Origin of the sequence: Sphingomonas sp. LR55, from assembly GCF_036856015.1 — a bacterium.
In the GTDB taxonomy this organism is placed as follows: domain Bacteria; phylum Pseudomonadota; class Alphaproteobacteria; order Sphingomonadales; family Sphingomonadaceae; genus Sphingomonas.
This window is the reverse complement of the sequence record NZ_JASPFO010000001.1, coordinates 518,070-537,996: the sequence shown is the minus strand read 5'-3', so window position 1 is coordinate 537,996 and position 19,927 is coordinate 518,070. Positions and strand designations below refer to the sequence as shown.

The 19,927-nt window shown below is 66.0% G+C and carries 19 protein-coding genes and 2 tRNA genes; 11 read left to right on the top strand and 10 right to left on the bottom strand.

The features are described from left to right. Positions 1-3: 3 nt before the first annotated feature. Positions 4-387 (bottom strand): MerC domain-containing protein, encoded by a 384-nt coding sequence (locus QP181_RS02680; RefSeq protein ID WP_056047781.1) that lies wholly within the window; start codon positions 385-387, stop codon positions 4-6. A 314-nt stretch (positions 388-701) separates the two neighbouring features. Here QP181_RS02680 and QP181_RS02675 point away from each other — a divergent pair, with 314 nt between their 5' ends. The 3 genes from QP181_RS02675 (at position 702) to rpsI (ending at position 2,914) form a co-directional block, all read left to right on the top strand. After that, the gene (locus QP181_RS02675; protein ID WP_333927494.1) at positions 702-1,754 is read left to right on the top strand and encodes a COX15/CtaA family protein; all 1,053 of its coding nucleotides are present in this window, start codon (positions 702-704) and stop codon (positions 1,752-1,754) included. Positions 1,755-1,877: 123 nt separating this feature from the next. Continuing rightward, a complete protein-coding gene (rplM, locus tag QP181_RS02670) occupies positions 1,878-2,357 on the top strand; it encodes a 50S ribosomal protein L13 (RefSeq protein ID WP_060524218.1) in 480 nt (159 codons plus the stop codon). Continuing rightward, positions 2,357-2,914, top strand: coding sequence for a 30S ribosomal protein S9 (rpsI, locus tag QP181_RS02665; protein ID WP_333927493.1), 558 nt, complete (start codon positions 2,357-2,359; stop codon positions 2,912-2,914). Before rplM ends, rpsI begins: the two co-directional genes overlap by 1 nt. A gap of 402 nt (positions 2,915-3,316) precedes the next feature. Here rpsI and QP181_RS02660 read toward each other — a convergent pair whose 3' ends face one another. Together QP181_RS02660 and QP181_RS02655 are read right to left on the bottom strand one after the other, a co-directional pair. Further along, entirely contained in the window at positions 3,317-4,165 is an 849-nt protein-coding gene (locus QP181_RS02660) for a polysaccharide deacetylase family protein (RefSeq protein WP_333927492.1), read from the bottom strand. Continuing rightward, positions 4,162-5,433 carry a sensor histidine kinase gene (locus QP181_RS02655; protein WP_333927491.1) on the bottom strand — a complete coding sequence of 424 codons (1,272 nt, stop codon included), beginning with the start codon at positions 5,431-5,433 and terminating at the stop codon, positions 4,162-4,164. The genes QP181_RS02660 and QP181_RS02655 overlap by 4 nt, the downstream gene beginning before the upstream one ends. A 254-nt stretch (positions 5,434-5,687) precedes the next feature. Here QP181_RS02655 and QP181_RS02650 point away from each other — a divergent pair, with 254 nt between their 5' ends. Both QP181_RS02650 and QP181_RS02645 read left to right on the top strand, forming a co-directional pair. Further along, positions 5,688-6,224: a hypothetical protein gene (locus QP181_RS02650; protein WP_333927490.1), complete on the top strand. Its 537-nt coding sequence runs from the start codon at positions 5,688-5,690 to the stop codon at positions 6,222-6,224. An 86-nt stretch (positions 6,225-6,310) separates the two neighbouring features. After that, the gene (locus tag QP181_RS02645; protein WP_055880606.1) at positions 6,311-6,778 is read left to right on the top strand and encodes an Lrp/AsnC family transcriptional regulator; all 468 of its coding nucleotides are present in this window, start codon (positions 6,311-6,313) and stop codon (positions 6,776-6,778) included. Positions 6,779-6,996: 218 nt separating this feature from the next. Here QP181_RS02645 and QP181_RS02640 read toward each other — a convergent pair whose 3' ends face one another. Beyond that, positions 6,997-8,289 (bottom strand): hypothetical protein, encoded by a 1,293-nt coding sequence (locus QP181_RS02640; RefSeq protein ID WP_333927489.1) that lies wholly within the window; start codon positions 8,287-8,289, stop codon positions 6,997-6,999. 163 nt (positions 8,290-8,452) lie between these two features. On the opposite strand from QP181_RS02640, the gene yaaA reads away from it, so the two are divergent. The 5 genes from yaaA to QP181_RS02615 all read left to right on the top strand — a co-directional run bounded on the left by yaaA (position 8,453) and on the right by QP181_RS02615 (position 13,721). Then, a complete protein-coding gene (yaaA, locus tag QP181_RS02635) occupies positions 8,453-9,202 on the top strand; it encodes a peroxide stress protein YaaA (RefSeq protein WP_333927488.1) in 750 nt (249 codons plus the stop codon). Beyond that, positions 9,199-9,885, top strand: coding sequence for an SDR family NAD(P)-dependent oxidoreductase (locus QP181_RS02630; protein ID WP_333927487.1), 687 nt, complete (start codon positions 9,199-9,201; stop codon positions 9,883-9,885). The genes yaaA and QP181_RS02630 overlap by 4 nt, the downstream gene beginning before the upstream one ends. A gap of 325 nt (positions 9,886-10,210) precedes the next feature. After that, the gene (locus tag QP181_RS02625; protein WP_333927486.1) at positions 10,211-10,489 is read left to right on the top strand and encodes a hypothetical protein; all 279 of its coding nucleotides are present in this window, start codon (positions 10,211-10,213) and stop codon (positions 10,487-10,489) included. Positions 10,490-10,608: 119 nt separating this feature from the next. Next, on the top strand, positions 10,609-13,374 hold the full coding sequence (gene gyrA, locus QP181_RS02620) for a DNA gyrase subunit A (protein ID WP_333927485.1): 2,766 nt from the start codon (positions 10,609-10,611) through the stop codon (positions 13,372-13,374). Beyond that, positions 13,371-13,721: a DUF952 domain-containing protein gene (locus QP181_RS02615; protein WP_333927484.1), complete on the top strand. Its 351-nt coding sequence runs from the start codon at positions 13,371-13,373 to the stop codon at positions 13,719-13,721. Before gyrA ends, QP181_RS02615 begins: the two co-directional genes overlap by 4 nt. 236 nt (positions 13,722-13,957) lie before the next feature. On the opposite strand, the gene QP181_RS02610 is transcribed toward QP181_RS02615, so the two are convergent. The 3 genes from QP181_RS02610 to QP181_RS02600 form a co-directional block, all read right to left on the bottom strand. Then, positions 13,958-14,908 (bottom strand): alpha/beta fold hydrolase, encoded by a 951-nt coding sequence (locus tag QP181_RS02610; protein WP_333927483.1) that lies wholly within the window; start codon positions 14,906-14,908, stop codon positions 13,958-13,960. Between the two features lie 294 nt (positions 14,909-15,202). Beyond that, positions 15,203-15,279, bottom strand: a tRNA-Arg gene (locus tag QP181_RS02605). Positions 15,280-15,330: 51 nt separating this feature from the next. Further along, positions 15,331-15,407, bottom strand: a tRNA-Arg gene (locus QP181_RS02600). Between the two features lie 94 nt (positions 15,408-15,501). Here QP181_RS02600 and QP181_RS02595 point away from each other — a divergent pair. Continuing rightward, positions 15,502-16,011 (top strand): hypothetical protein, encoded by a 510-nt coding sequence (locus QP181_RS02595; RefSeq protein WP_333927482.1) that lies wholly within the window; start codon positions 15,502-15,504, stop codon positions 16,009-16,011. Positions 16,012-16,152: 141 nt separating this feature from the next. On the opposite strand, the gene QP181_RS02590 is transcribed toward QP181_RS02595, so the two are convergent. From QP181_RS02590 to hemB, 3 genes are read right to left on the bottom strand one after another with little or no spacing between them, the layout of a single operon-like run. Continuing rightward, positions 16,153-18,357 (bottom strand): spermidine synthase, encoded by a 2,205-nt coding sequence (locus QP181_RS02590; RefSeq protein ID WP_333929530.1) that lies wholly within the window; start codon positions 18,355-18,357, stop codon positions 16,153-16,155. A gap of 10 nt (positions 18,358-18,367) precedes the next feature. Beyond that, positions 18,368-18,907: a GNAT family N-acetyltransferase gene (locus QP181_RS02585; RefSeq protein WP_333927481.1), complete on the bottom strand. Its 540-nt coding sequence runs from the start codon at positions 18,905-18,907 to the stop codon at positions 18,368-18,370. Next, positions 18,904-19,896, bottom strand: coding sequence for a porphobilinogen synthase (gene hemB, locus QP181_RS02580; RefSeq protein ID WP_333927480.1), 993 nt, complete (start codon positions 19,894-19,896; stop codon positions 18,904-18,906). The genes QP181_RS02585 and hemB overlap by 4 nt, the downstream gene beginning before the upstream one ends. Between the last annotated feature and the right edge of the window lie 31 nt (positions 19,897-19,927).

The following is a 19,927-nucleotide window of genomic DNA, read 5'->3' as shown; positions in this document are numbered from 1 at the left end:
GACTTAACTCTCCGCGCGGCGGTTGAGATCGTGACCGAACGCGAGCAGACCGACGCCGACGATCGTCCACAACGTCTCGCCGCCACCGCTGTCGTGCGGCAGCGTCATCGCGCCGGCCATGATGCCGAGCCCGAGCGCGCCCATTGCGGCGGGCATCATATAGCCGTGGTTGAGAACGCCGCGTCCAAGCGCGAGCGCACCGAGGCCGATCGCGATCGTCAGGCCGACTTCGTGGAAGATCGGATCGAGCAGGAAACCGCCCGCCGTCGACATGAGCGCGACCAGTACGGAGGTCGCGAGGCAATGCACCATGCACAGGCCCGACAGCCCGATCGCATAGCGATCGAGGCCGGCGAAGCGGTGGGTATGCGTAGCCGAAGGCGTCATCGTCCGTCGGATATAGATGGGCAGTTGAAAGGATACAACATTACATTGCAGATTTTCTTGCGAGGAATTTTAGGTTCGTCAGGTCGGATCGCCGCCAGAGATCGCGTAGTGGCTATCCGTCGCCATCCTGACGAAAGTCAGGATCCAGAGCCTCAGGCGGCAGCGTGCGTAACTCTGAATCCTGACTTTCGTCAGGATGACGGGAGGAGCGGCAGGACGCTGCGCCCCCTGCACCTCCGCCAGTCCGGCAACATGAAGCAATGCCTCACCATGAAGGAATGGCGCCGGGCTGCGCAAAGGACTATCTCATCGCAATGCTTCAACCCAGTGCCGCCTTTCTCACCAAAGCCCGTCCTCGTGCGGTCGCCCTGTGGCTGTACACGGTCGCGGGCCTGATCGTCGCGATGGTCGTCATCGGCGGAATCACGCGGCTGACCGAATCGGGGCTGTCGATCACGCAGTGGAAGCCGATCAGCGGGATCATCCCGCCGCTCAACGACGCGCAGTGGCAGGCCGAGTTCGCCGCCTACAAGCGCATCCCCGAATATGCCGCGTTCAACGCCGACATGACGGTCGGCGGGTTCAAGGCGATCTTCTTCTGGGAATATCTGCATCGGCTATGGGGCCGCGTGATCGGACTCGTGTTCGCGCTACCGCTGATCTGGTTCGCGGTGCGCAAGCGCATCCCGGTCGGCTATGGCTGGAGGCTGTCGGCACTGCTCGCGCTCGGTGCGTTCCAGGGCGCGATTGGCTGGTGGATGGTCGCCTCCGGCCTGTCGGTGCGAACCGACGTCAGCCACATTCGACTCGCCGTCCACCTGCTGACCGCACTGACGATCCTCGCGGGGATCGTGTGGACCGCGCTCGACCTGATGGCGCTGAACCGCAACCCGCTCGCCGCCCCTGCCCGCATGCGGCCGGTGGCAATCCTCGCGCTGGCGTTGCTGTTCGTGCAGCTTGTCTACGGCGCGTTCACCGCCGGGCTCGATGCGGGCTATGCGTTCGCGAGCTGGCCGCTGATGGGCGATGGGCTGTTCCCCGCCGACGTGCCGATGGTGAATCCCGCCTGGAGCAACGCCGTCGACAACCCTATCGTCGTCCAGTTCATCCACCGTTGGTTCGCGTTCGCCGCCGCCGCCGGGCTGATCTGGCTCGCGGTCAAAGCGACCAAGACCGGCAGCAGCGCGGGGTTCTTCGTCGTCGGCCTCGTCACGCTCCAGATCATGCTCGGCATCGCCACGCTGATGACCGGCGTGCAGATCGACGTCGCGGTCGCGCACCAGGGTAATGCCGCACTCCTCCTGATCGCGGCGATGTTCGCCGCCCACGCAGTCGGCACCGCACCCTGCATTACGCAGCGGGTATAATAATACCCGTCAGGAAACCGGCGGAAAGCTTGACTTGAAGCCCCCTTTCAGCATTAGGCCGGCATTCGCGCTGCGGGGCCTCCCCTTGGTGCGCTTGCATTCAATCTGGAAGGTCTAACGCCCATGAAGGCGCTCATGAAGACCACCAAGTCGGCGAAGCCGGCTGAGGTGGAGAAGCAGTGGCATATCGTCGACGCGGAAGGTCTCGTCGTCGGTCGTGCCGCATCGATCATCGCCAACGTCCTGCGCGGCAAGCACAAGGTGTCGTTCACCCCGCATGTCGATTGCGGTGACAACGTCGTCGTGATCAACGCCGACAAGATCCGCTTCACCGGCAACAAGGCCGCGAAGAAGATCTATTACAAGCACACCGGTTACGCCGGCGGCATTAAGGGCATCACTGCCGCCAAGGTCCTCGACGGCCGCTTCCCGGAGCGCGTTCTCGAAAAGGCCGTCGAGCGCATGATCCCGCGCGGCCCGCTGGGTCGTGAGCAGATGCGCAACCTGCGTATCTTCAAGGGCACCGAGCATCCGCACGAGGCACAGAACCCTGCCGTGCTCGACATCGGCAGCATGAACCGCAAGAACAAGGTGGGCGCATAATGTCCGACAACCGCCAGTCGCTCGCCGATCTCGCGAGCCTGACCAACCAGCCCGCGCCGGCTGCTTCTGCCGAGCAGGCTCTGCCGACCAGCGAAGGCGATATCGCAGCGCCGGTCTCGAACGAGCCCGTCCGGGAGCCGATGCCGCTCCGCGAGCAGATCCTCGACAAGCAGGGCCGCGCCTACGCGACCGGCCGTCGCAAGGACGCCGTCGCGCGCGTCTGGGTCAAGCCCGGCACCGGCAAGATCACGATCAACGGTCGTGACCAGGAAGTGTATTTCGCACGTCCGACGCTGCGTCTTGTCATCAACCAAGTGTTCGGCATCACCGAGCGCGAAGGTCAGTACGACGTCGTCTGCACCGTCAAGGGCGGTGGCCTTTCGGGCCAGGCCGGCGCGGTCAAGCATGGCATCAGCCAGGCCCTGACCCGCTTCGAGCCGGTGCTGCGCGCATCGGTCAAGGCAGCAGGCTTCCTGACCCGCGACAGCCGCGTCGTCGAGCGCAAGAAGTACGGCAAGGCGAAGGCCCGTCGTAGCTTCCAGTTCTCGAAGCGCTAATTTCGCTTTCAGTATTGCTTACCAAGAGGGCGGTCCGGCAACGGGCCGCCCTTCTTCGTTTGGGGCATTGGTGCAGGACGACATCGTTCTCCCGCGCACAGGAGCCCAAGATAGAAAGCGGCGTCTGCGGCGATCCTCCCCGCCAGGGGGAGGTGGCTGGCTCTTGCCAGACGGAGGGGGAGGTAAGGAAAACGGCTGTTCCGTGTCCTCCCCCTCCGTCACCTTCGGCGCCACCTCCCCCTTCCGGGGGAGGATCATTCGGACGCGACGGCCTATCCCAGCGCGGTGATGATCTCGTCCAACGAGGCATTGCGGATGCCGCGTCGATCCAGTGCGTCGAGCATCGTCGTCCACCATGCATGAAAGCGCTTCAGGTCGGCGGCATCGCGCACATAGGGGGTGTTACCCGGCGCCAGCGACGGCGAGTGGAACGACAAATTGAGCAGCCGCAACCCCTCGCCCGCCGCGACCGCGACGGCTTCCAACGCAGCCTCGATCGGCATGTCCTCGGGCGTCAGCGCGATCCGCGACAACAGGCGCGCGCGCGAATACCCCCTGCCCTTCGGTAGGCGGCCTAGCGCAGTGTACAGCCTGCCGCCGCCCTCGCGCGCGGCCGGTGAAAACGGTGGTTAGCGGCAGTTCGACGATACCGCCTTCGCGATACGCACCGGCATCCGCCAGCGAGAAGTCCGGACCGCCATCGCCGCTATAATCGTAGCCGGGGCGGATCGAGCTATCGATCCGGTAGCCGAGCCCTGCCAGCAGTTCGAAACTGTTCCGGCCAATGCCATAGCGACCAGCGCGATACGCACGCGGGGCGGTGCCGAATGCGGTCGTGATCGCGGCCGTGAGCGTCTCAAGCTTGGCCGCCTCCAGCGCCCGCGACAGGTTGCCTGCATAGCTCACCACCGATGTCGCCACCTCCTCGAACGGCGGATTGACCCAGGCGTGCAACTGCGTGCCGATCTCCGACCGCCCATCTTCGAGGACGCGCGACAGGACCGCTACCGAAGCGGGATCGGTGGCGATCGGGTGGTCGACCATGCAGTTGAGCGCGACACCGCGCTCGGCGAACCGGCGGTGCGCGTCGGGAAACGCCGCCATCGCGGTCGTGGCCCGGTTGCGGCGATCAAGCGGCGCGCGCCAGTCGAACTCTTCCTCGACGTCCACGAAGACAGTGAAGCAGGTGCCGAAATCCTCAGGCCAGATCACCCGCTGCGCATCGGTTGGCCGCGGCGGGCGGTAGGTCACCGCTGATCGTCGGCGACGCGCTCCACTTCCGCGACACCGGCGGTCGGGCGCTCCGCTTCCACGATATCGGCAGCGGGAAGTTGCAGCGTCAGGCGTTCCGCGCCGATCGTCAGGACGCCGCCGAGTTCTACCGCGAGATTCTGCGCGAGACGCAGCGCGAAGCCGGTGCCGAGTAGTGGTGCGCCGTCGTTCTCCTGTTCGGCGTCGATGCTGAGCAGCACGTCGGTCGCATGCGCAGCGAGCGCGGCGGGGCGATCGAACTCGATCGTGATCGTGTCGCCCACCGGCCGCACGACGATCCCAAGCTGCTCGCCCTGGCGCCCGGCCGACACCAGCGCGGCGAGCAGGCGACCGACCAGCCGCTCGACCGCGCGATCGTCACCGAGGATATCGCGGTCACTCGCAGGCATCGCCACCGACAGGCTCGCCCCGCGTAATGCGGCGAGCGGCTGGAGGTCCGTGGTGACGCGGTCGAGCAACGCACGGACCGGCACCGTCGTCGGTCGCAGATCGAGCGCATGGCCTTCGATCCGCGCCGCGGTGTCGAGATCATCGATCGCGGCGAGCAGGTCGCCCGCCTGCGTCCGAATCGCTGTCGCGCGGTCGCGATACGTCGGCGAGACGGGGCCGAGCAACTGCGTCTCGATCAGCTCGGCGAACCCGGCGATCGCATTGGTCGGCGTGCGCAGTTCGTGGACCAGCTGGCGGAGCGAATCGGCGACCGGCGACGATGCGGGCTTTGCCGGCGCCGCGGTCTCGTCGCGACGTGGGCGGCGCGCGGTGCCGCGGAAGCCGATGAAGCGGCCGGACGCGTGTTCGAACGCGGGCACGCCGGACAGCCGCCACGATCCGAACGCGTCCGACAGCCCGCCGACCTCGAGCCGCGCGTCGCTGAACCGTGAGCGACGACGGAATGCGCCAGCCGCGACGCCATCGAGATGCGCCTCGCCCTGTTGCGCGGCATAGGCGAGCGACACGCCGACCAGCGCGGAGCGGGCGACGCCATCGACCATCCGGATGACGCCTTGCGCATCGGTTTCGAAGCGGAAGCCCTCGATCTCGGCCGCCGCGGGTGTTGGCGTTGCGGCGTCGACGGTGCGGTCGCGATTGAACGCCTCGATCCGCGCGACGAGGTCGGAAATCTCGAAGCGGTCTGCCGGCGCGGGTTCAGCCGGTTCGGCGACGGACGCTTCCGTCTCGGCGAGCTTGGCATGGCGAAACGCCTCGGCGACGAACGGCAGGCCGCGGGCGACCGCGCCGAGCGCCATGAACGGGGTTTCGCTGAGGGGGTTTCGCTGGGAGGCGCGGAATAGAGCGACGGTTCGGGTGCCCTGGCGAAGGGCGTGTCGACCGGAGGTGTGTCGATCACCTCGACAGCCAGGTTTTCAGCTAAACTCGGCTCTTCAGCTAACGGCGCCTCTTCAGCCACAGTCAGCGCTGCGATCGGCGCTGGCTCAATAGCGATCGGCTCTGCAACGACCCGCTCGGCTTCGACAGGCTCGGGCTCGGCCGGCGCATCGGGTTGCGGCAGCACGAAGTCGGTCGGACCGAAGCTCTGCAGGCCGCGCTGGACCGATGCGGGCAAATCGCGGCGATGGCGCAACACCGAACGGCTAGCCGGCGTCAGCCGCGGCAGGATCGCCAGCCATTCGTCGGGCTCCAGAGTCGCGGTCCGCAGCACCGGTGCGGCAATTGCCAGCGCATCCTCGGCGAAGAACCCGACCAGGTTCGCATCGGGCCGGGCGAACGCGAGCGCGCGGGCACTGGCGGCACGCACCTCGACCGGCACCGCTTGGCGCAACAGCCGCAACCGCGCGATCGCCGGTTCATCGACAGCCGTCCGCCCGCGGCCCATCAGGTCGACCAGTTGCCGCCACGCGGATTGCGCGCCGAAACCGGTGGCCATGTCGGCAGCGAGGATCGTCTTCAGGCTATCGTCGAACCGCACATCGTTCCCCGGCTTAGGTGGGCGTACCACGCTCTCCGTACCGATTCCTTAACGCCGCCGACTCATCGAAGGAACAATCCATTTTGGTGCGGATACGGGTTCGTCGCATAGTGGGACAATTGCGTTTCACCGCAACAATCTTATCGCTATGAGGAATGAATCGCTTGGTTTGCGATGCCTATCGGGAGTTGCGTGAAATGAGTTTTGACCGGATCGATCGGCAGATCCTGTCGCTGTTGCAGGCCGACGGTCGGATGACCAATGTCGACCTGGCCGACCAGGTGGGGCTTACCGCCCCGCCCTGCCTGCGCCGCGTCCGCGCGCTCGAAGAGGCAGGCGCGATCCGTGGCTATCACGCCGATCTCGATGCGAGCCGACTAGGCTTTCCGATCACGGTGTTCGCCATGGTGTCGTTGCGCAGCCAGGCCGAGCACGACCTCGCCGCGTTCGAGCATCATATCGCGGATATTCCTGAAATCCGGGAATGCCACATGCTCAACGGCGAGATCGACTTCATCCTGAAGATCGTCGCGGCGGATCTGAAGAGTTTCCAGGAAATCCTGACGACGCATTTGACGCCGGCGCCGAACGTGGCGAGCGTGAAGACGTCGCTCACGATCCGGACGGCCAAGGCGCTGTCCGGGATCCCGGTGGTGGTCGACTAAGGGGCGACTTCGATCCTCCCCTTCAAGGGGAGGTGGCTGGCGCTTGCCAGACGGAGGGGTGACACCCTCGCGATGACGCTTCCCCCGTCAGTCCTGCGGACTGCCACATCCCCTGACAGGGCCCTGACAGGGGAGGATCGAGCTTCGAAGCTCCCATCCTCAAACAAAAACGGGGCGGCATCGCTGCCACCCCGTTCTTTAACCAGAGACCGGACCGCTTACGCAGCCGGTGCGCCGAGCCAAGTCGTCCACAGGCTCGCGATGTCCGCCTTGGGCGATGCCTTCACCGCCGAGAACGCCGTCGCTGCGCCAGCCTTGTCGCCCGAGCGCGCAAGCGCGATGCCGAGATGCAGGTTCACGTCATCCGCGTCGATGCCGCCCTTGGTCAGCGCCAGGCGATAGAGCTCGATCGATTTCGCGTAGTTGTTCTGACCGAGATATGCATCTGCCGTACCCGCGGCGAGCTTGCCGTTCGGCGCCGTCGCAGCGCGCTTTTCGAGACCCGACAAGGGGCCGTCCGCCGCGATATTCTTGGCCGCATCTGCGAGCAGACCCTTGGCCATCGTGTTCGACGCCGGGATCTTGCCCGAGGCGAGACCTTCCTTGATCACTGCCTGCGCTTCGCTCGGCAGGCCGCGACGGTTCACGCTGTCCGCATATTGCAGATAGTCGGTCTGATCGGCGAGCGAGTTGGTTGCGCGCATCAGACGGAAGATGTCGACCTTCTGCGGTTCGTCGAGCGTGATCAACGCGTCCTTCTGGATGCCTGACAGGATCAATACGTCGCGCCAGTTCTTTGCCGACGGATACGCGGTGATCCACTTCTTGAGCCACGCCATCGTCTCTGGCTTGCGCTTGGCTGCGTAAGACTTGGCGATCGCGTAGCGGTAATATTCCTCCGGCGCCTTCTGGCCCGACGCGGTCATCTGCGTGATCGCGGCATCGAGATCGGCGGTGGCGCCAGCGACGTCGCCGCTATCCATCTTCGCCTTGATGATCTGCAACGACAGGTTGGGATCGGTGTAGCCGAGTTCCTTTGCCTTCGAGAAATACTGAAGCGCGATCGGATACTGCTTGCCGTTGAACGCCAGCGCACCGCGGCGATAGGCATAGCGACCACGATCCGCGGCGGGCGTCGCCGGGTTGGCGATCAGCGCGTCGAGCGGGGTAGCGAGAGTCGTCTCGTTGATCGGCGCGTTGGGGTTGGCGGTCTGCGCAGCGACGAGCTTCTCCGACTCAAGCTGATACCGGAGCGCGGCACCGATATACTTCTCGTAATCGGTCTTCGCGGCGGCATCGATCTGGTCGATCGCGGTCTGCGCGGTCGGGTAATCCTTGGCCGCCAGCGCGGTCTGCGCGGCGAGGCCGGGCTTCTGGACTTCGGGGCTGAGCTTAACCGTCGGAGCGGCGTCAGCCTTCTTGTCCTTGGCGAAGGCGGGCGTGGTGATCGCCATGCTGCTTGCGCCGGTCGCGAACGCCGCAACCAGTGCAAGCTTGGAAATGGTCTTCATGCGGAAACTCTCCCTCTGCGTCGGCCCGCTTACGTAAGTGGCGCGCCGCGACGCTATATGGTCCGTGGTGCATACGTTCAAGCAAGCGGTCCGGATCCCCTGCCTGCAAATTAGCTGGTGAACGTCGATTGAACGCGCTCACGGCGGTCGCTAGATCGCGAGGATGATCGCTGTCCTTTCGCCCGCCAAGACGCTCGATTACGAGAGCGCGCTGCCCAAGCTCGAGCCGACTACGCCGCGGTTTGCCGACGAGGCGAAAACGCTAGCGCATGCTGCCGCGCACCTGACGCAGAAGAAGCTGTCGGAACTGATGCATATCTCGCCCGCGCTGGCGAAGCTCAACGCCGACCGGTATCGCGATTTCGATACGCTGCCCGAGCGGCCGGCGATGTTCGCGTTTGCGGGCGACGTCTATACCGGGCTGGAGGCGAAGACGCTCGACGAGGCGGCGGTCGATTACGCGCAGGATCACGTGCGGATGCTATCGGGACTGTACGGGTTGCTGCGGCCGCTAGACCTGATGCGGCCCTACCGGCTGGAGATGGGCACGCGGTGGGCGCCGCGGAAGACGAAGCTGACCGACTGGTGGGGGAACCGGATCGCCAAGCTGCTCGCCGACGATGTCGAGGCGGAGGGGTCGGGGACGATCCTGAACCTTGCCAGCCAGGAATATTGGGCGGCGGCGCAAGGGAAATTGCCCTCCTCCATACGCGTCGTCGCGATCGATTTCCGCGAGGGCGAGGCGCAGAAGTTCGTCAGCTTCCATGCAAAAAAGGCACGCGGGATGGTGGCGCGGTGGCTGGTCGAGCACCGCGTCGACACGATCGAGGGGATCAAGGGGTTCGACAGCGACGGCTATGCCTATGACGCGGCGGGCAGCAGCGACGCGCAGTTCCGGTTCGTGCGCAAGTGAGCAGCGCGGTCGTCATCGGCGCCTCGGGCGGGATCGGCAAGGCGCTGGAAGAGGCGCTGATCGAGGAAGGGGCTTTCGACAAGGTCTACGGGTTTGCGCGGTCCGAAAGCGGCGACCGGCATCTCGATCTGGAGGACGAGGCGAGCATTGCGGCAGCGGCTTCGCGGGTTGGGTCTCCGACGCTGGTGATCGTCGCGACGGGACTGCTGCACGACGGCGCCAAGGGTCCTGAGAAGGCGATGCGCGAGCTCGATCCGGTGTGGATGGCGCGCAACTTCGCGATCAACGCGATTGGGCCGGCGTTGGTGGCGAAGCACTTCCTACCGACGACGCCGAAGGCGGGGCGGATCGTGTTCGCGGTGCTCTCCGCTCGCGTAGGTAGCATCGGCGATAACAAGCTCGGCGGCTGGTACGGCTATCGTGCGTCGAAGGCGGCGTTGAACCAGCTGGTGAAGACGATCTCGATCGAGGACAAGCGTCGCAATTCGAGCGGGATCGTCGTGGGATTGCATCCGGGGACGGTCGACACCGGGCTGTCGAAGCCGTTCCAGGGGAATGTGACGCCAGGCAACCTGTTCAAGGCCGATCGCGCGGCGGTGCAGTTGCTCGACGTGATCGACGGCCTGCGCGCCCCGGACAGCGGCAAGCTGTTCGCGTGGGATGGGGCGGAAGTTACCCCATAGCGCGCTCCCCTTCACGTCATCCCAGCGGAAGCTGGGATATCATCGTGTGGCGAACGCCGCCCGCCAAACAGGAATACCCCAGCTTTCGCTGGGGTGACGGCTTGTTGGCTGGGATGACGGAGTGTTGGATGGGGTGACGGATTGGGGGTGGGAATGCAGGCGGCCACCACATGAACCCCTACGCAGACATCTGACGTTCCTAAGCTCCTAGGCTCCTCACACCCTTAGCATGACGCGGATTTCACCTATCCGCCACAATCCGTTCAGGTCCCCCGGCGCACTCTCCGACCATCGTCCACCAAGGCCGAAACAGAGAGGATATCCTATGACCAAGTCTCTCCCCCTCGCGATCCTCGCCGGCGGCGCGCTCTTGTCCGGCACCGCCGCGATCGCCGCAACGCAGGCCAAGACCGTCCAGCCGAAGACCGTCGCGACGCACACCACGACCACCAAGACCACCACGCCGATGGGCAACACCAAGGTCGCCAAGCGCACCACGACCGTCGCCAAGGGCCGCATGGTCACCGCCAAACTCGCGAACGGCAAGACCGTCACGTACAATTGCTCGCTCGCCGGCAACAAGACGAAGACCGCCTGCAAATAAGCCCGAAATTAACGATGAAACCCTTCTCAATCGCGTGCGTAAGCGTGCGCGGGGGTAGTAAGGTGCCCCCCTCGGCTAAGGTGTGTCACAACACCGCAACAAGCCGAAAGCGTTCAGATTTGACCGACGAGACCACACTCGCCGAACCCCAGGGCGGCGAGCCCGCCGGCATCGCCACGATCTCGATCGTCGACGAGATGAAGTCGAGCTATCTCGACTATGCGATGAGCGTCATCGTCGCGCGCGCACTGCCCGACGTCCGCGACGGCCTGAAGCCCGTCCACCGCCGCATCCTGTACGGCGCACACGAGAGCGGCTTCGTCGCCGGCAAGCCGTACCGCAAGTCGGCACGCATCGTCGGTGACGTGATGGGTAAATACCATCCGCACGGCGACAGCTCGATCTATGACGCGTTGGCCCGCATGACGCAGGACTGGTCGATGCGCGTGCCGCTGATCGACGGCCAAGGCAACTTCGGCTCGATGGATCCCGATCCACCCGCGGCGATGCGCTACACCGAGGCCCGCCTCGGCAAGGTGGCGAACGCGCTGCTCGGCGATCTCGACAAGGATACGGTCGACTTCACGCCCAACTATGACGGTTCGGAGCGTGAGCCTTCGGTGCTGCCGGCGCGCTTCCCGAACCTGCTGGTCAACGGCGCGGGCGGCATCGCCGTCGGCATGGCGACCAACATTCCGCCGCACAATCTGGGCGAAGTCATCGCCGCGTGCCTCGCCTACATGGACAATGGCGCGATCACGACCGAGGAACTGTTCGAGATCGTCCCCGGTCCCGACTTCCCGACCGGCGCGATCATCCTCGGCCGTGCGGGCGCCAAGTCCGCCTACGAGACCGGCCGCGGCTCGATCATTGTCCGCTCGCGCCACATCGTCGAGGAGGGCAAGGGCGACCGTCGCTCGATCGTCCTCACCGAGATCCCGTTCCAGACCGGCAAGAACGGCCTGGTCGAGAAGATCGCCGAAGCCGCCAAGGACAAGCGGATCGAAGGCGTCAGCGACATCCGCGACGAATCGAGCCGGATGGGCGTCCGCATCGTCATCGACCTGAAGCGCGACGCTACCGTCGACGTGGTGCTCAACCAGCTCTGGCGGCATACGCCCGCGCAGTCGAGCTTCCCCGCCAACATGCTGGCGATCCGCGGCGGTCGCCCCGAACTGCTCAACCTGCGCGACATCATCGGCGCGTTCATCACCTTCCGCGAGCAGGTCATCACCCGCCGCTCGAAGTTCGAACTCGCCAAGGCACGCGAGCGCGCGCACCTGTTGCTCGGCCTCGTCATCGCGGTCACCAACCTCGACGAAGTCGTCAAGATCATCCGCGGCTCGTCGAGCCCCGCCGAAGCGCGCGGCAAGCTGCTCGCGCGCGAATGGCCGGTCGAGGAGATCGCGCCGTACATCGCGCTGGTCGAGGCGGTCGAGGACAAGCAGGCCGACGGCATCTACAAGCTGTCCGAACCGCAGGTCCGCGCGATCCTCGATCTCCGCCTGCACCGTCTCACGCTGCTCGGCCGCGACGAGATCGGCGACGAGCTGAAGGCGCTGGCCGCGACGATCGGCGAGCTGCTCCACATCCTCGGCGATCGCGCCAAGCTGTACGAAGTGATGCGCGGCGAGCTGATCGCGATCCGCGACGAATTCGCCACCCCGCGCCGCTCCGAGATCGCCGCCGCCGCCAACGGCATCGACGACGAGGACCTGATCGAGCGCGAGGACATGGTCGTCACCGTGACCATGCAGGGTTATATCAAGCGCACCAGCCTCGACACGTTCCGCGCGCAGGCGCGTGGCGGCAAGGGTCGCGCGGGCATGTCGACGAAGGACGAGGACGTCGTCACCGAGCTGTTCGTCACCTCGACGCACACCCCGGTGCTGTTCTTCTCGAACCTCGGCAAGGTCTATCGCTACAAGGTCTGGCGCCTGCCCGAGGGTGGCCCCGCCACGCGCGGCCGGCCGATGATCAACCTGCTGCCGCTGGCGCCGGGCGAGACGATCTCGACCGTGCTTCCGCTGCCGGAGGATCTGAGCGAGTGGAGCCGCCTGCACGTGATGTTCGCGACGCAGCGCGGCCTCGTGCGCCGCAACGCGATGGATGCGTTCACCAACGTGCCGTCGAACGGCAAGATCGCGATGCGCTTCGAGGAAGGGTCCGAGGACAAGCTGATCGGCGTCGCGCTGCTCAGCGAGCATGACGACGTGCTGCTCGCCACCAAGCTCGGCAAGGCGATCCGCTTCGCCGGCGACGACGTCCGCGAGTTCCAGAGCCGGACCTCGACCGGCGTGCGCGGTGTCACGCTGAAGGGCGACGACGAGGTCATCTCGCTGTCGGTCCTGCACCGCGTCGGCGCGACGCCCGAGGAGCGCGAGACGTATCTCAAGTTCGCACCGTGGAAGGGCGAGCGCGAGGGCGATCATGGCATGGGCGCCGACCGCTACAACGATCTCAAGGACCGCGAGCAGTTCATCCTGACGGTCTGCGAGAACGGCTATGGCAAGCTGTCGAGCGCCTATGACTATCGCCGCACTGGTCGCGGCGGCCAGGGCATCACCAACATCGACAATATCGCGCGCAACGGCCCAGTGGTGGCCAGCTTCGCCGCGGCGAAGGGCCATCAGCTGATGCTGGTGACCAACCAGGCGAAACTGATCCGCACGACGCTCGCGTCGCTCCGCGTCATCAGCCGCAATTCGGCCGGCGTGAAGCTGTTCGACGTGGCGAAGGGCGAACACGTCGTCTCGGCTGCACGAATCGAGGAAACCGAGGAAGACGCCGAGGTCAACCTGGCCGACGCGGTTCCCGAGGTCGCTCCGGATGCCGGCGCGACGATCGGCGAGGATACGGCTGCGGGTCCGGAGGACGGCGAATGAGCCGCGATCCGATCGCGTACAAGGTGCTGACGGGCGAGCAGCTGGCGACCCTGGAGAGCGGGAGCTTTGCGGGGGCGCCGGTGGATCTGGCCGATGGCTATATCCACCTGTCGACCGCCGAGCAGCTGACGGAGACGGTCGACAAGCACTTTGCTGGCCAGTCGGACCTGCACGTCGCGGCGATCGATCTCGAAGCGCTCGGCGACGACGTGAAGTGGGAAGAGTCGCGTGGCGGGCAGTTGTTCCCGCACATCTACAGTGGGCCGCTGCTGCTGGAGGTCGTGTTGTCTTACGGCCCGCTGGAGCGCGACGATGCGGGCAAGGTAAAGCTCCCCGTCGCGGGTTGAACGCAACCTAAAGCTTGTTCTCCCGCGAAGGCGGGAGAACAAGGAAGCAGGAGTGCAGTTGAATTAGCGACTGCTAGATGCCGAATCGTCTGCCACCACCCCGGCGAAGGCCGGGGCCCAGGTGGGGATGGTAGCTGACGGAGCGCATCGCTCCATTACATCGACCTTTCCAACTGGGCCCCGGCCTTCGCCGGGGTGGTACTATGTCGGTTAGGTTGGTCTGTTTGCCCTCGCCCTCACCCCGCCGCGAACGCAGCAATCACAAACCGCGCACAAGCCTCCGGCGCCGTCACCGGGATCATGTGCCCGCCTTCGATCGTATCGATCTTCGCCCCCGCAATCGCCGCAGCCGTCCGGTGGCCGTTATACGCCGGATCGAGGATCGCATCCTGCCGCCCGAACAGGATCCGCGTCGGCACGCCGATCTCGCCATACCGCTCGACCATCGGCGTCAGATCGTCGTTCACGCCGCCCAGATCGGCCGCCGCCGCCGCGATCGCGATAGGCCGCTGCGACAGCGCACCACCGCCGCGAATCGCGAAATCCTCGGGCACCGCCTCGGGCGCGAAAATGCCTTCAAGCGTCTTCGCCGAGGTCAGTCGGCTCAGCGGCGTCCCGATGATCTGCGCAAACCCGCGACGCGCGCCCGCCGGCACGCGTGCAAGGCCACGGAAGCTCTCCGGCACCTCTTCCTGCGGCCGGGTCAGCGGCGCGATCAGCGCGAGCGCGCGGACCAGATGCGGATGGTCCAGCCCTACAGCCAAGCCGATCGCTCCGCCGAGCGAATGCCCAACCAGCAACGGCCGATCGAGCCCGAGCTTCTGGATGAAGTCGGCGATGATCGCGCCCTGCGCGACGATCCCCGGCGTCGTGTTGCCGGTCGCGGTCGAATAGCCCGAGCCCGGCCGGTCGACGACGATCACGCGGTAGTCGTCCTTGAGCAGGTCGACGAGCGCGTAGCTGAAGTTCCGCAACTGCCCGCCAAGGCCGTGCACCATCACGATCGCTGGCCCCGACCCCACATCGATATAGTGGAGCCGGGCGCCCGCGACATCGAGGAAGCGCCCCTCCGCAGGCACCAGTTCCTCGGCCCGCCGCGCGACCCGGCTAGAATAGAGCGACAGCGCGATCCCCGACACCGCCGCGAGCACCGCGCCACCGATCAATCCCTTGCCCGTCCGCCTCATCACCATCTCCTTCACTTCGCTTGTGCCCCGAACGCGCAACCAAGTCCAAAGTCGCAACACATTCGAGGCTCGCCGCCCGGGTCGAACGCCCGACCCACGAAAGCGGTGCGCCCGCAGATAGACAAGCTCGCACGATACCGGACACGACCGCCAGGCAAAGCCCGCGTTACGGTCGATCGACAGAAGGGCGGAATGATGCACGTGCTCGTACAGATGGGCACTCGGCTCGACGCGACGCGACGCCGCAATTGCTCGATCGCATCGCCGCGTGGTTGAAGACCCGTTAATGAAGAATGGTGCACCCAGAGCGATTCGAACGCCCGACCCTCAGATTCGTAGTCTGATGCTCTATCCAGCTGAGCTATGGGTGCATCGCCGTTCCGTGTCCGGTTCGACAAGCCCGCTATGAAGCGGAAAAATCCTGGTGCACCCAGAGCGATTCGAACGCCCGACCCTCAGATTCGTAGTCTGATGCTCTATCCAGCTGAGCTATGGGTGCACTGGAGGGGCGCTGATAGCAGGCATTTTCGGGGGCGCAAGGGTTTGCCGCGAGAAAGTTGTGCACGAACGCTTGGCGGCATAGAGCGGCAGGCATGAAACACGCCTTTTCGCTCCGCTTCGCATCGTTCGCGCTGGTCCTCGCAACCGGTGCGTGCATTGAGGATCCGAACACCTATCCGTCGCTCGGGAAGCGCCCGGTCGAGAAGCTGGGATTTGCCGAGCCCGAGGTGAAGGCTGCGGTGGCAGCACCCGATCCCGCGCTCGACAAGGACATTGCGGCGATCTCGGCCAAGCTCGATGCCATCACGACCGGCTTTGCGCGTGATGCGGCGAAGGCGGAGATGCTGGCACGGTCGGCACGCGGTGCGGCGGTCGGCAGCGACGCGTGGATCACGGCGCAGACCGCGCTCGCCGGGCTCGACGACTGGCGTGCGCAGGGCTCGTCGCTGGTGACCGATATCGAGGCGCTGGCGACCGATCGTGCGGCGAAGCTCCAGCCGGATTATCCGGCGCTGGCGGCGATCCGCACGAAGGCGCAGGCGGAGAGCGATCGTCAGGGCGCGACGATCACCCGCATCCAGGCGAGCATGCCGTCAGCGTAAGCGCACCCTTCTAGTCCTCCCCCGCCAGGGGGAGGTGGCGCGAAGCGACGGAGGGGGAGGACACGGAGCGGCGGTTGCACTGACCTCCCCCTCCGTCTGGCAAGCGCCAGCCACCTCCCCGGCGGGGGAGGATCGAGAAACTCAGAACCCCTTCAGCAGCGGCAGGATCGTCGAGTAATCGTCGGTCCACGCCGCAAAGCCTTTCCGCGGTGTCAGCGGGACCCAATCCAGATTCTTTGCGCGCAATGCCGCAATCGCACGCGGGTCACGCGACAACGCCACCCAGTCCGACGCTGACGCCCGGTCGACCAGCAAACTCGGCGGCCGGTATTTCATCTCGACCGCGATCCAACCGCCCTCCTGCGCCGCCGCCGCGATCACAGGTTCGAGATCGATGAACCGGTTCGAGATATGCACCAACAACAGCCCGTCGCGTGCCAGCACCCTGCCATAAGTCGCGAACGCCTCGCGCGTCATCAGATGCATCGGCACCGAATCCGACGAGAACGCATCGAGCGCGAGCAAATCGAGGCTGTTCGACGCATCGTGCGCGAGCGCCACGCGGGCATCGCCCAACCGGATCTCCGGGTTTGGCAGGCACCGCGACAGATAGGTGAACTGGCCGGTATCGCGCGCGATGCGGACGACCGCCGGGTCAATCTCGTAGAACCGCCAGCGCTGGCCTGGCTTCGCGTAACACGACAGCGTCCCCGTCCCGAGCCCGACGACGCCGATCCGCGCGGCCGGACCGTATAACGCCGGTGCGGCCTGCATAGCCTGCCCGACGCCCGAGCCTGCCGCGTAATAGGTGGTCGGCGTGCGCTCGCGGTCGGTTGAGCCGCGCAACTGGATGCCGTGGACGGTCGTCCCATGATCGAGCTCGCGCGTACCGCCATTGGGTCCCGGCTCGTCACGCACGGTATAGACGCCAAAATAACTCCGGACGCGCGCGCCTGATTCGAGCGAGAGTTCGAGGCTGCGATACCCGCCGAACAGGACGAGTGCGCCCGACAGAACGATCATGTACGGGACGCGCGCGCCGATGACGGCAAAGCCGAGCGTCGCGATGACGAGGAAGTCCAGACCTTGCCGACTCTCGCCGAACACGCCGGTCGGGTCGGTAATCCGCAATCCGGCGACGACAACGAGGGTGACGGTAATCGCCGCGAGCGCGATCCACCTGGTCGGCCCCTGCGCCATCCAGATGCTGCGGAACTGGCCGAACAGATACTTTTGCGGCACCAGTGCGCCGGCCGCCAGGATCAGCAGCGGATACTCATAGGTCCAGTCGAACACCACCGGCGCGACTAGCGCGGCAAACACCCCGCCAAGCGCCCCACCCGCCGACATCGCCAGATAGAAGCCGGTCAGCCGATCGGGCGCAGGCCGCTTCCGGTACAGCGTGGTGTGCAGAGCGACCGAGATCATGAACAGCAGCACCAGCGCGATGCCCGCGCTGAAGAACGGGCGTTCGTTGACGCCGCCCATAATGATCCCGCCGAACAGCAATATCGTGATCGGGGCGATCCGTGTCAGCAGGTCGGCGAGCCAGCGATCGTTCGCAAACGCCACGCTGAAGCTCAACAAATACAGCCCGAGCGGGATCACCCATAGCAGCGGCATCGCGACGATGTCGGTGGTGATATAGGTCGACGTCGCGAGCATCAGCCCCGACGGCACGAGGGCGAGCGCGATCCAGTGCGCAATCCGTTTGGTCCCCGGCAGCGGGCTGGTCGCGGCGACGTGGTCGACCGCCGCAGTCTTAGGCAGCCGCGTGGCGCAGGCGAGCACCAGCACGATCAGCAGCAGATACCCGCCGCTCCAGAGCAGGCTCTGGCCGTGCACCGCCATCAACGGCTCGACCAGCAGCGGGTAGGCGATGAGGCCCGCGAAACTGCCGAGGTTGGAAGCGGCATACAGCGCATAGGGATCACCGCCCCCGCTCGCGTCGCTGAACCAGCGTTGGATCAGCGGCGCCTGCGCGGAGACTGCAAAGAACAGCGGTCCGATCGACAGCCCTAGCAGCCAAGGCACCCACAGCGCCGGCTGCGCCTCCGCCGACGGCGCCATCGCGACCAGTCCGATCGGCAGCCACAGCGCCGCAACGATCAGCACGCCGAGGTGGATCGCCGCCTGCGCACGCGGTCGCACCCGCCCAAGCCAGTGCGCGTACGCATAGCCCGCGAGCAGCAGCGCCTGATACACCAGCATCGCCGAGTTCCACACCGCCGGCGCGCCGCCGAGCCGCGGCAACGCCATCCGCGCCACCATCGGTTGGACCAGGAACAGCAGGAACGATCCGGTCAGGATCGTGGCGACGAACATCGTCCGGCACCAGCGCGCCATCAACGGTTTCTCAGACATAGGCGGGACGGTCGATCCGGTAGAGAATATGGCGACGGAGAGGGTCGTCTTCCGCGAGCTTCGGGTGGTCGAAATCGCCGTCGACCACGCGGATCATCCCGAGCCGTTCCATGAGCTTGCGGCTGGCTGCATTTGCGGTGACGGTGATTGCCCAGACCGTCGGGACGCCCAGCTCTCGCCATCCCCACGCAAGTGCGGCCTCCGCAGCTTCCCGAGCATATCCCTGCCCCCACGCGGTCCGGACGAGACTCCAGCCGATCTCGGGTCTCCCGTCGATCGGCGTACCGACCGGGCCCGGCTTGATCCCGCACCAGCCGATGAACGCCCCGGTATCCCGCCGCTCCAATGCCCAGAAGCACGCGCCATAGTCGGCAAGGATCGCGTTCTGGCGCGCTACCACCGCAGCGGAATCGGCTAGCGAAGGCGCCGGTCCGAGATACGCCATCACCGCCGGATCGGCGCACATCGCATGATGCGCGGCGGCATCGTCGCCATGCCAGCCACGCAGGATCAGCCGCTCGGTCTGGATCATCCGCCGAGAAGCTTCGCCGCATGCGCCGCGTGGTACGTCAGCACGCCCGAGCAGCCGGCGCGCTTGAACGCCATCAGCGTCTCCAGCACCATGACGTCACGCTCCGCCGCGCCCGCCGCAACCGCATGCTCGATCATCGCATACTCGCCAGACACCTGATACGCGAACACGGGTACCTCGAACGCCTGGCGAACGCGAACGATGATGTCGAGATACGGCAGGCCGGGCTTGACCATCACCGTGTCGGCGCCCTCCGCCAAGTCCATCGCGACCTCGCGCAGGGCTTCTTCCGCGTTGGCGTTGTCCATCTGGTACGTCTTTTTGTCGCCCTTCAGCAGCCCGCGCGAGCCGACCGCATCGCGGAACGGCCCGTAGAATGCGCTCGCATATTTGGCGGCGTAGGACATGATCTGGACGTTATGGTGCGACTCCGCCTCCAGCGCAGCGCGGATCATGCCGATCCGGCCGTCCATCATGTCCGAGGGCGCGATGATGTCGGCACCCGCATTCGCCTGGTTGAGCGCCTGCGCGACGAGCATCTCCGCAGTGGTGTCGTTGACGACATAGCCGGCAGCGTCGACCAGCCCGTCATGGCCGTGGCTCGTGTACGGATCGAGCGCGACGTCGGTCAGCACGCCGACCTCCGGCACTGCGTCCTTCAGCGCGCGGATCGCCTGGCACATCAGATTGTCCGGGTTGAGCGCCTCGCGACCATCCTCCGTCCGCCGCTCGACCTGCGTGTACGGGAACAGCGCGATACACGGAATGCCGAGGTCGCGCGCCTCGCGGCCGCGCGCGACGATCCCGTCGACCGACCAGCGCGACACGCCAGGCAGGCTGGCGATCGGTTGCTCAACGCCCTCCCCCTCGGCGATGAACAGCGGCCAGATCAGGTCGGCGGGAGTCAGCACGGTCTCGGCATGGAGGCGGCGGCTCCAGGCGGAGGCGCGGGTGCGACGGAGGCGAAGCGCGGGATAGCTTGCGGTCATGCGGCGAGCTTTGCGGGATGCGCGCGGACGG

What these genes read in the sequence shown, in the direction of transcription:
- QP181_RS02680 (WP_056047781.1), bottom strand. Translation starts at nt 387, where the DNA reads ATGACGCCTTCGGCTACGCATACCCACCGCTTCGCCGGCCTCGATCGC.
- QP181_RS02675 (WP_333927494.1), top strand. Translation starts at nt 702, where the DNA reads ATGCTTCAACCCAGTGCCGCCTTTCTCACCAAAGCCCGTCCTCGTGCG.
- rplM (WP_060524218.1), top strand. Translation starts at nt 1,878, where the DNA reads ATGAAGGCGCTCATGAAGACCACCAAGTCGGCGAAGCCGGCTGAGGTG.
- rpsI (WP_333927493.1), top strand. Translation starts at nt 2,357, where the DNA reads ATGTCCGACAACCGCCAGTCGCTCGCCGATCTCGCGAGCCTGACCAAC.
- QP181_RS02655 (WP_333927491.1), bottom strand. Translation starts at nt 5,433, where the DNA reads ATGGCGCTCGGCGCGGTCGCCCGCGGCCTGCCGTTCGTCGCCGAGGCG.
- QP181_RS02645 (WP_055880606.1), top strand. Translation starts at nt 6,311, where the DNA reads ATGAGTTTTGACCGGATCGATCGGCAGATCCTGTCGCTGTTGCAGGCC.
- QP181_RS02640 (WP_333927489.1), bottom strand. Translation starts at nt 8,289, where the DNA reads ATGAAGACCATTTCCAAGCTTGCACTGGTTGCGGCGTTCGCGACCGGC.
- yaaA (WP_333927488.1), top strand. Translation starts at nt 8,453, where the DNA reads ATGATCGCTGTCCTTTCGCCCGCCAAGACGCTCGATTACGAGAGCGCG.
- QP181_RS02625 (WP_333927486.1), top strand. Translation starts at nt 10,211, where the DNA reads ATGACCAAGTCTCTCCCCCTCGCGATCCTCGCCGGCGGCGCGCTCTTG.
- QP181_RS02615 (WP_333927484.1), top strand. Translation starts at nt 13,371, where the DNA reads ATGAGCCGCGATCCGATCGCGTACAAGGTGCTGACGGGCGAGCAGCTG.
- QP181_RS02610 (WP_333927483.1), bottom strand. Translation starts at nt 14,908, where the DNA reads ATGAGGCGGACGGGCAAGGGATTGATCGGTGGCGCGGTGCTCGCGGCG.
- QP181_RS02595 (WP_333927482.1), top strand. Translation starts at nt 15,502, where the DNA reads ATGAAACACGCCTTTTCGCTCCGCTTCGCATCGTTCGCGCTGGTCCTC.
- QP181_RS02590 (WP_333929530.1), bottom strand. Translation starts at nt 18,357, where the DNA reads ATGGCGCGCTGGTGCCGGACGATGTTCGTCGCCACGATCCTGACCGGA.
- QP181_RS02585 (WP_333927481.1), bottom strand. Translation starts at nt 18,907, where the DNA reads ATGATCCAGACCGAGCGGCTGATCCTGCGTGGCTGGCATGGCGACGAT.
- hemB (WP_333927480.1), bottom strand. Translation starts at nt 19,896, where the DNA reads ATGACCGCAAGCTATCCCGCGCTTCGCCTCCGTCGCACCCGCGCCTCC.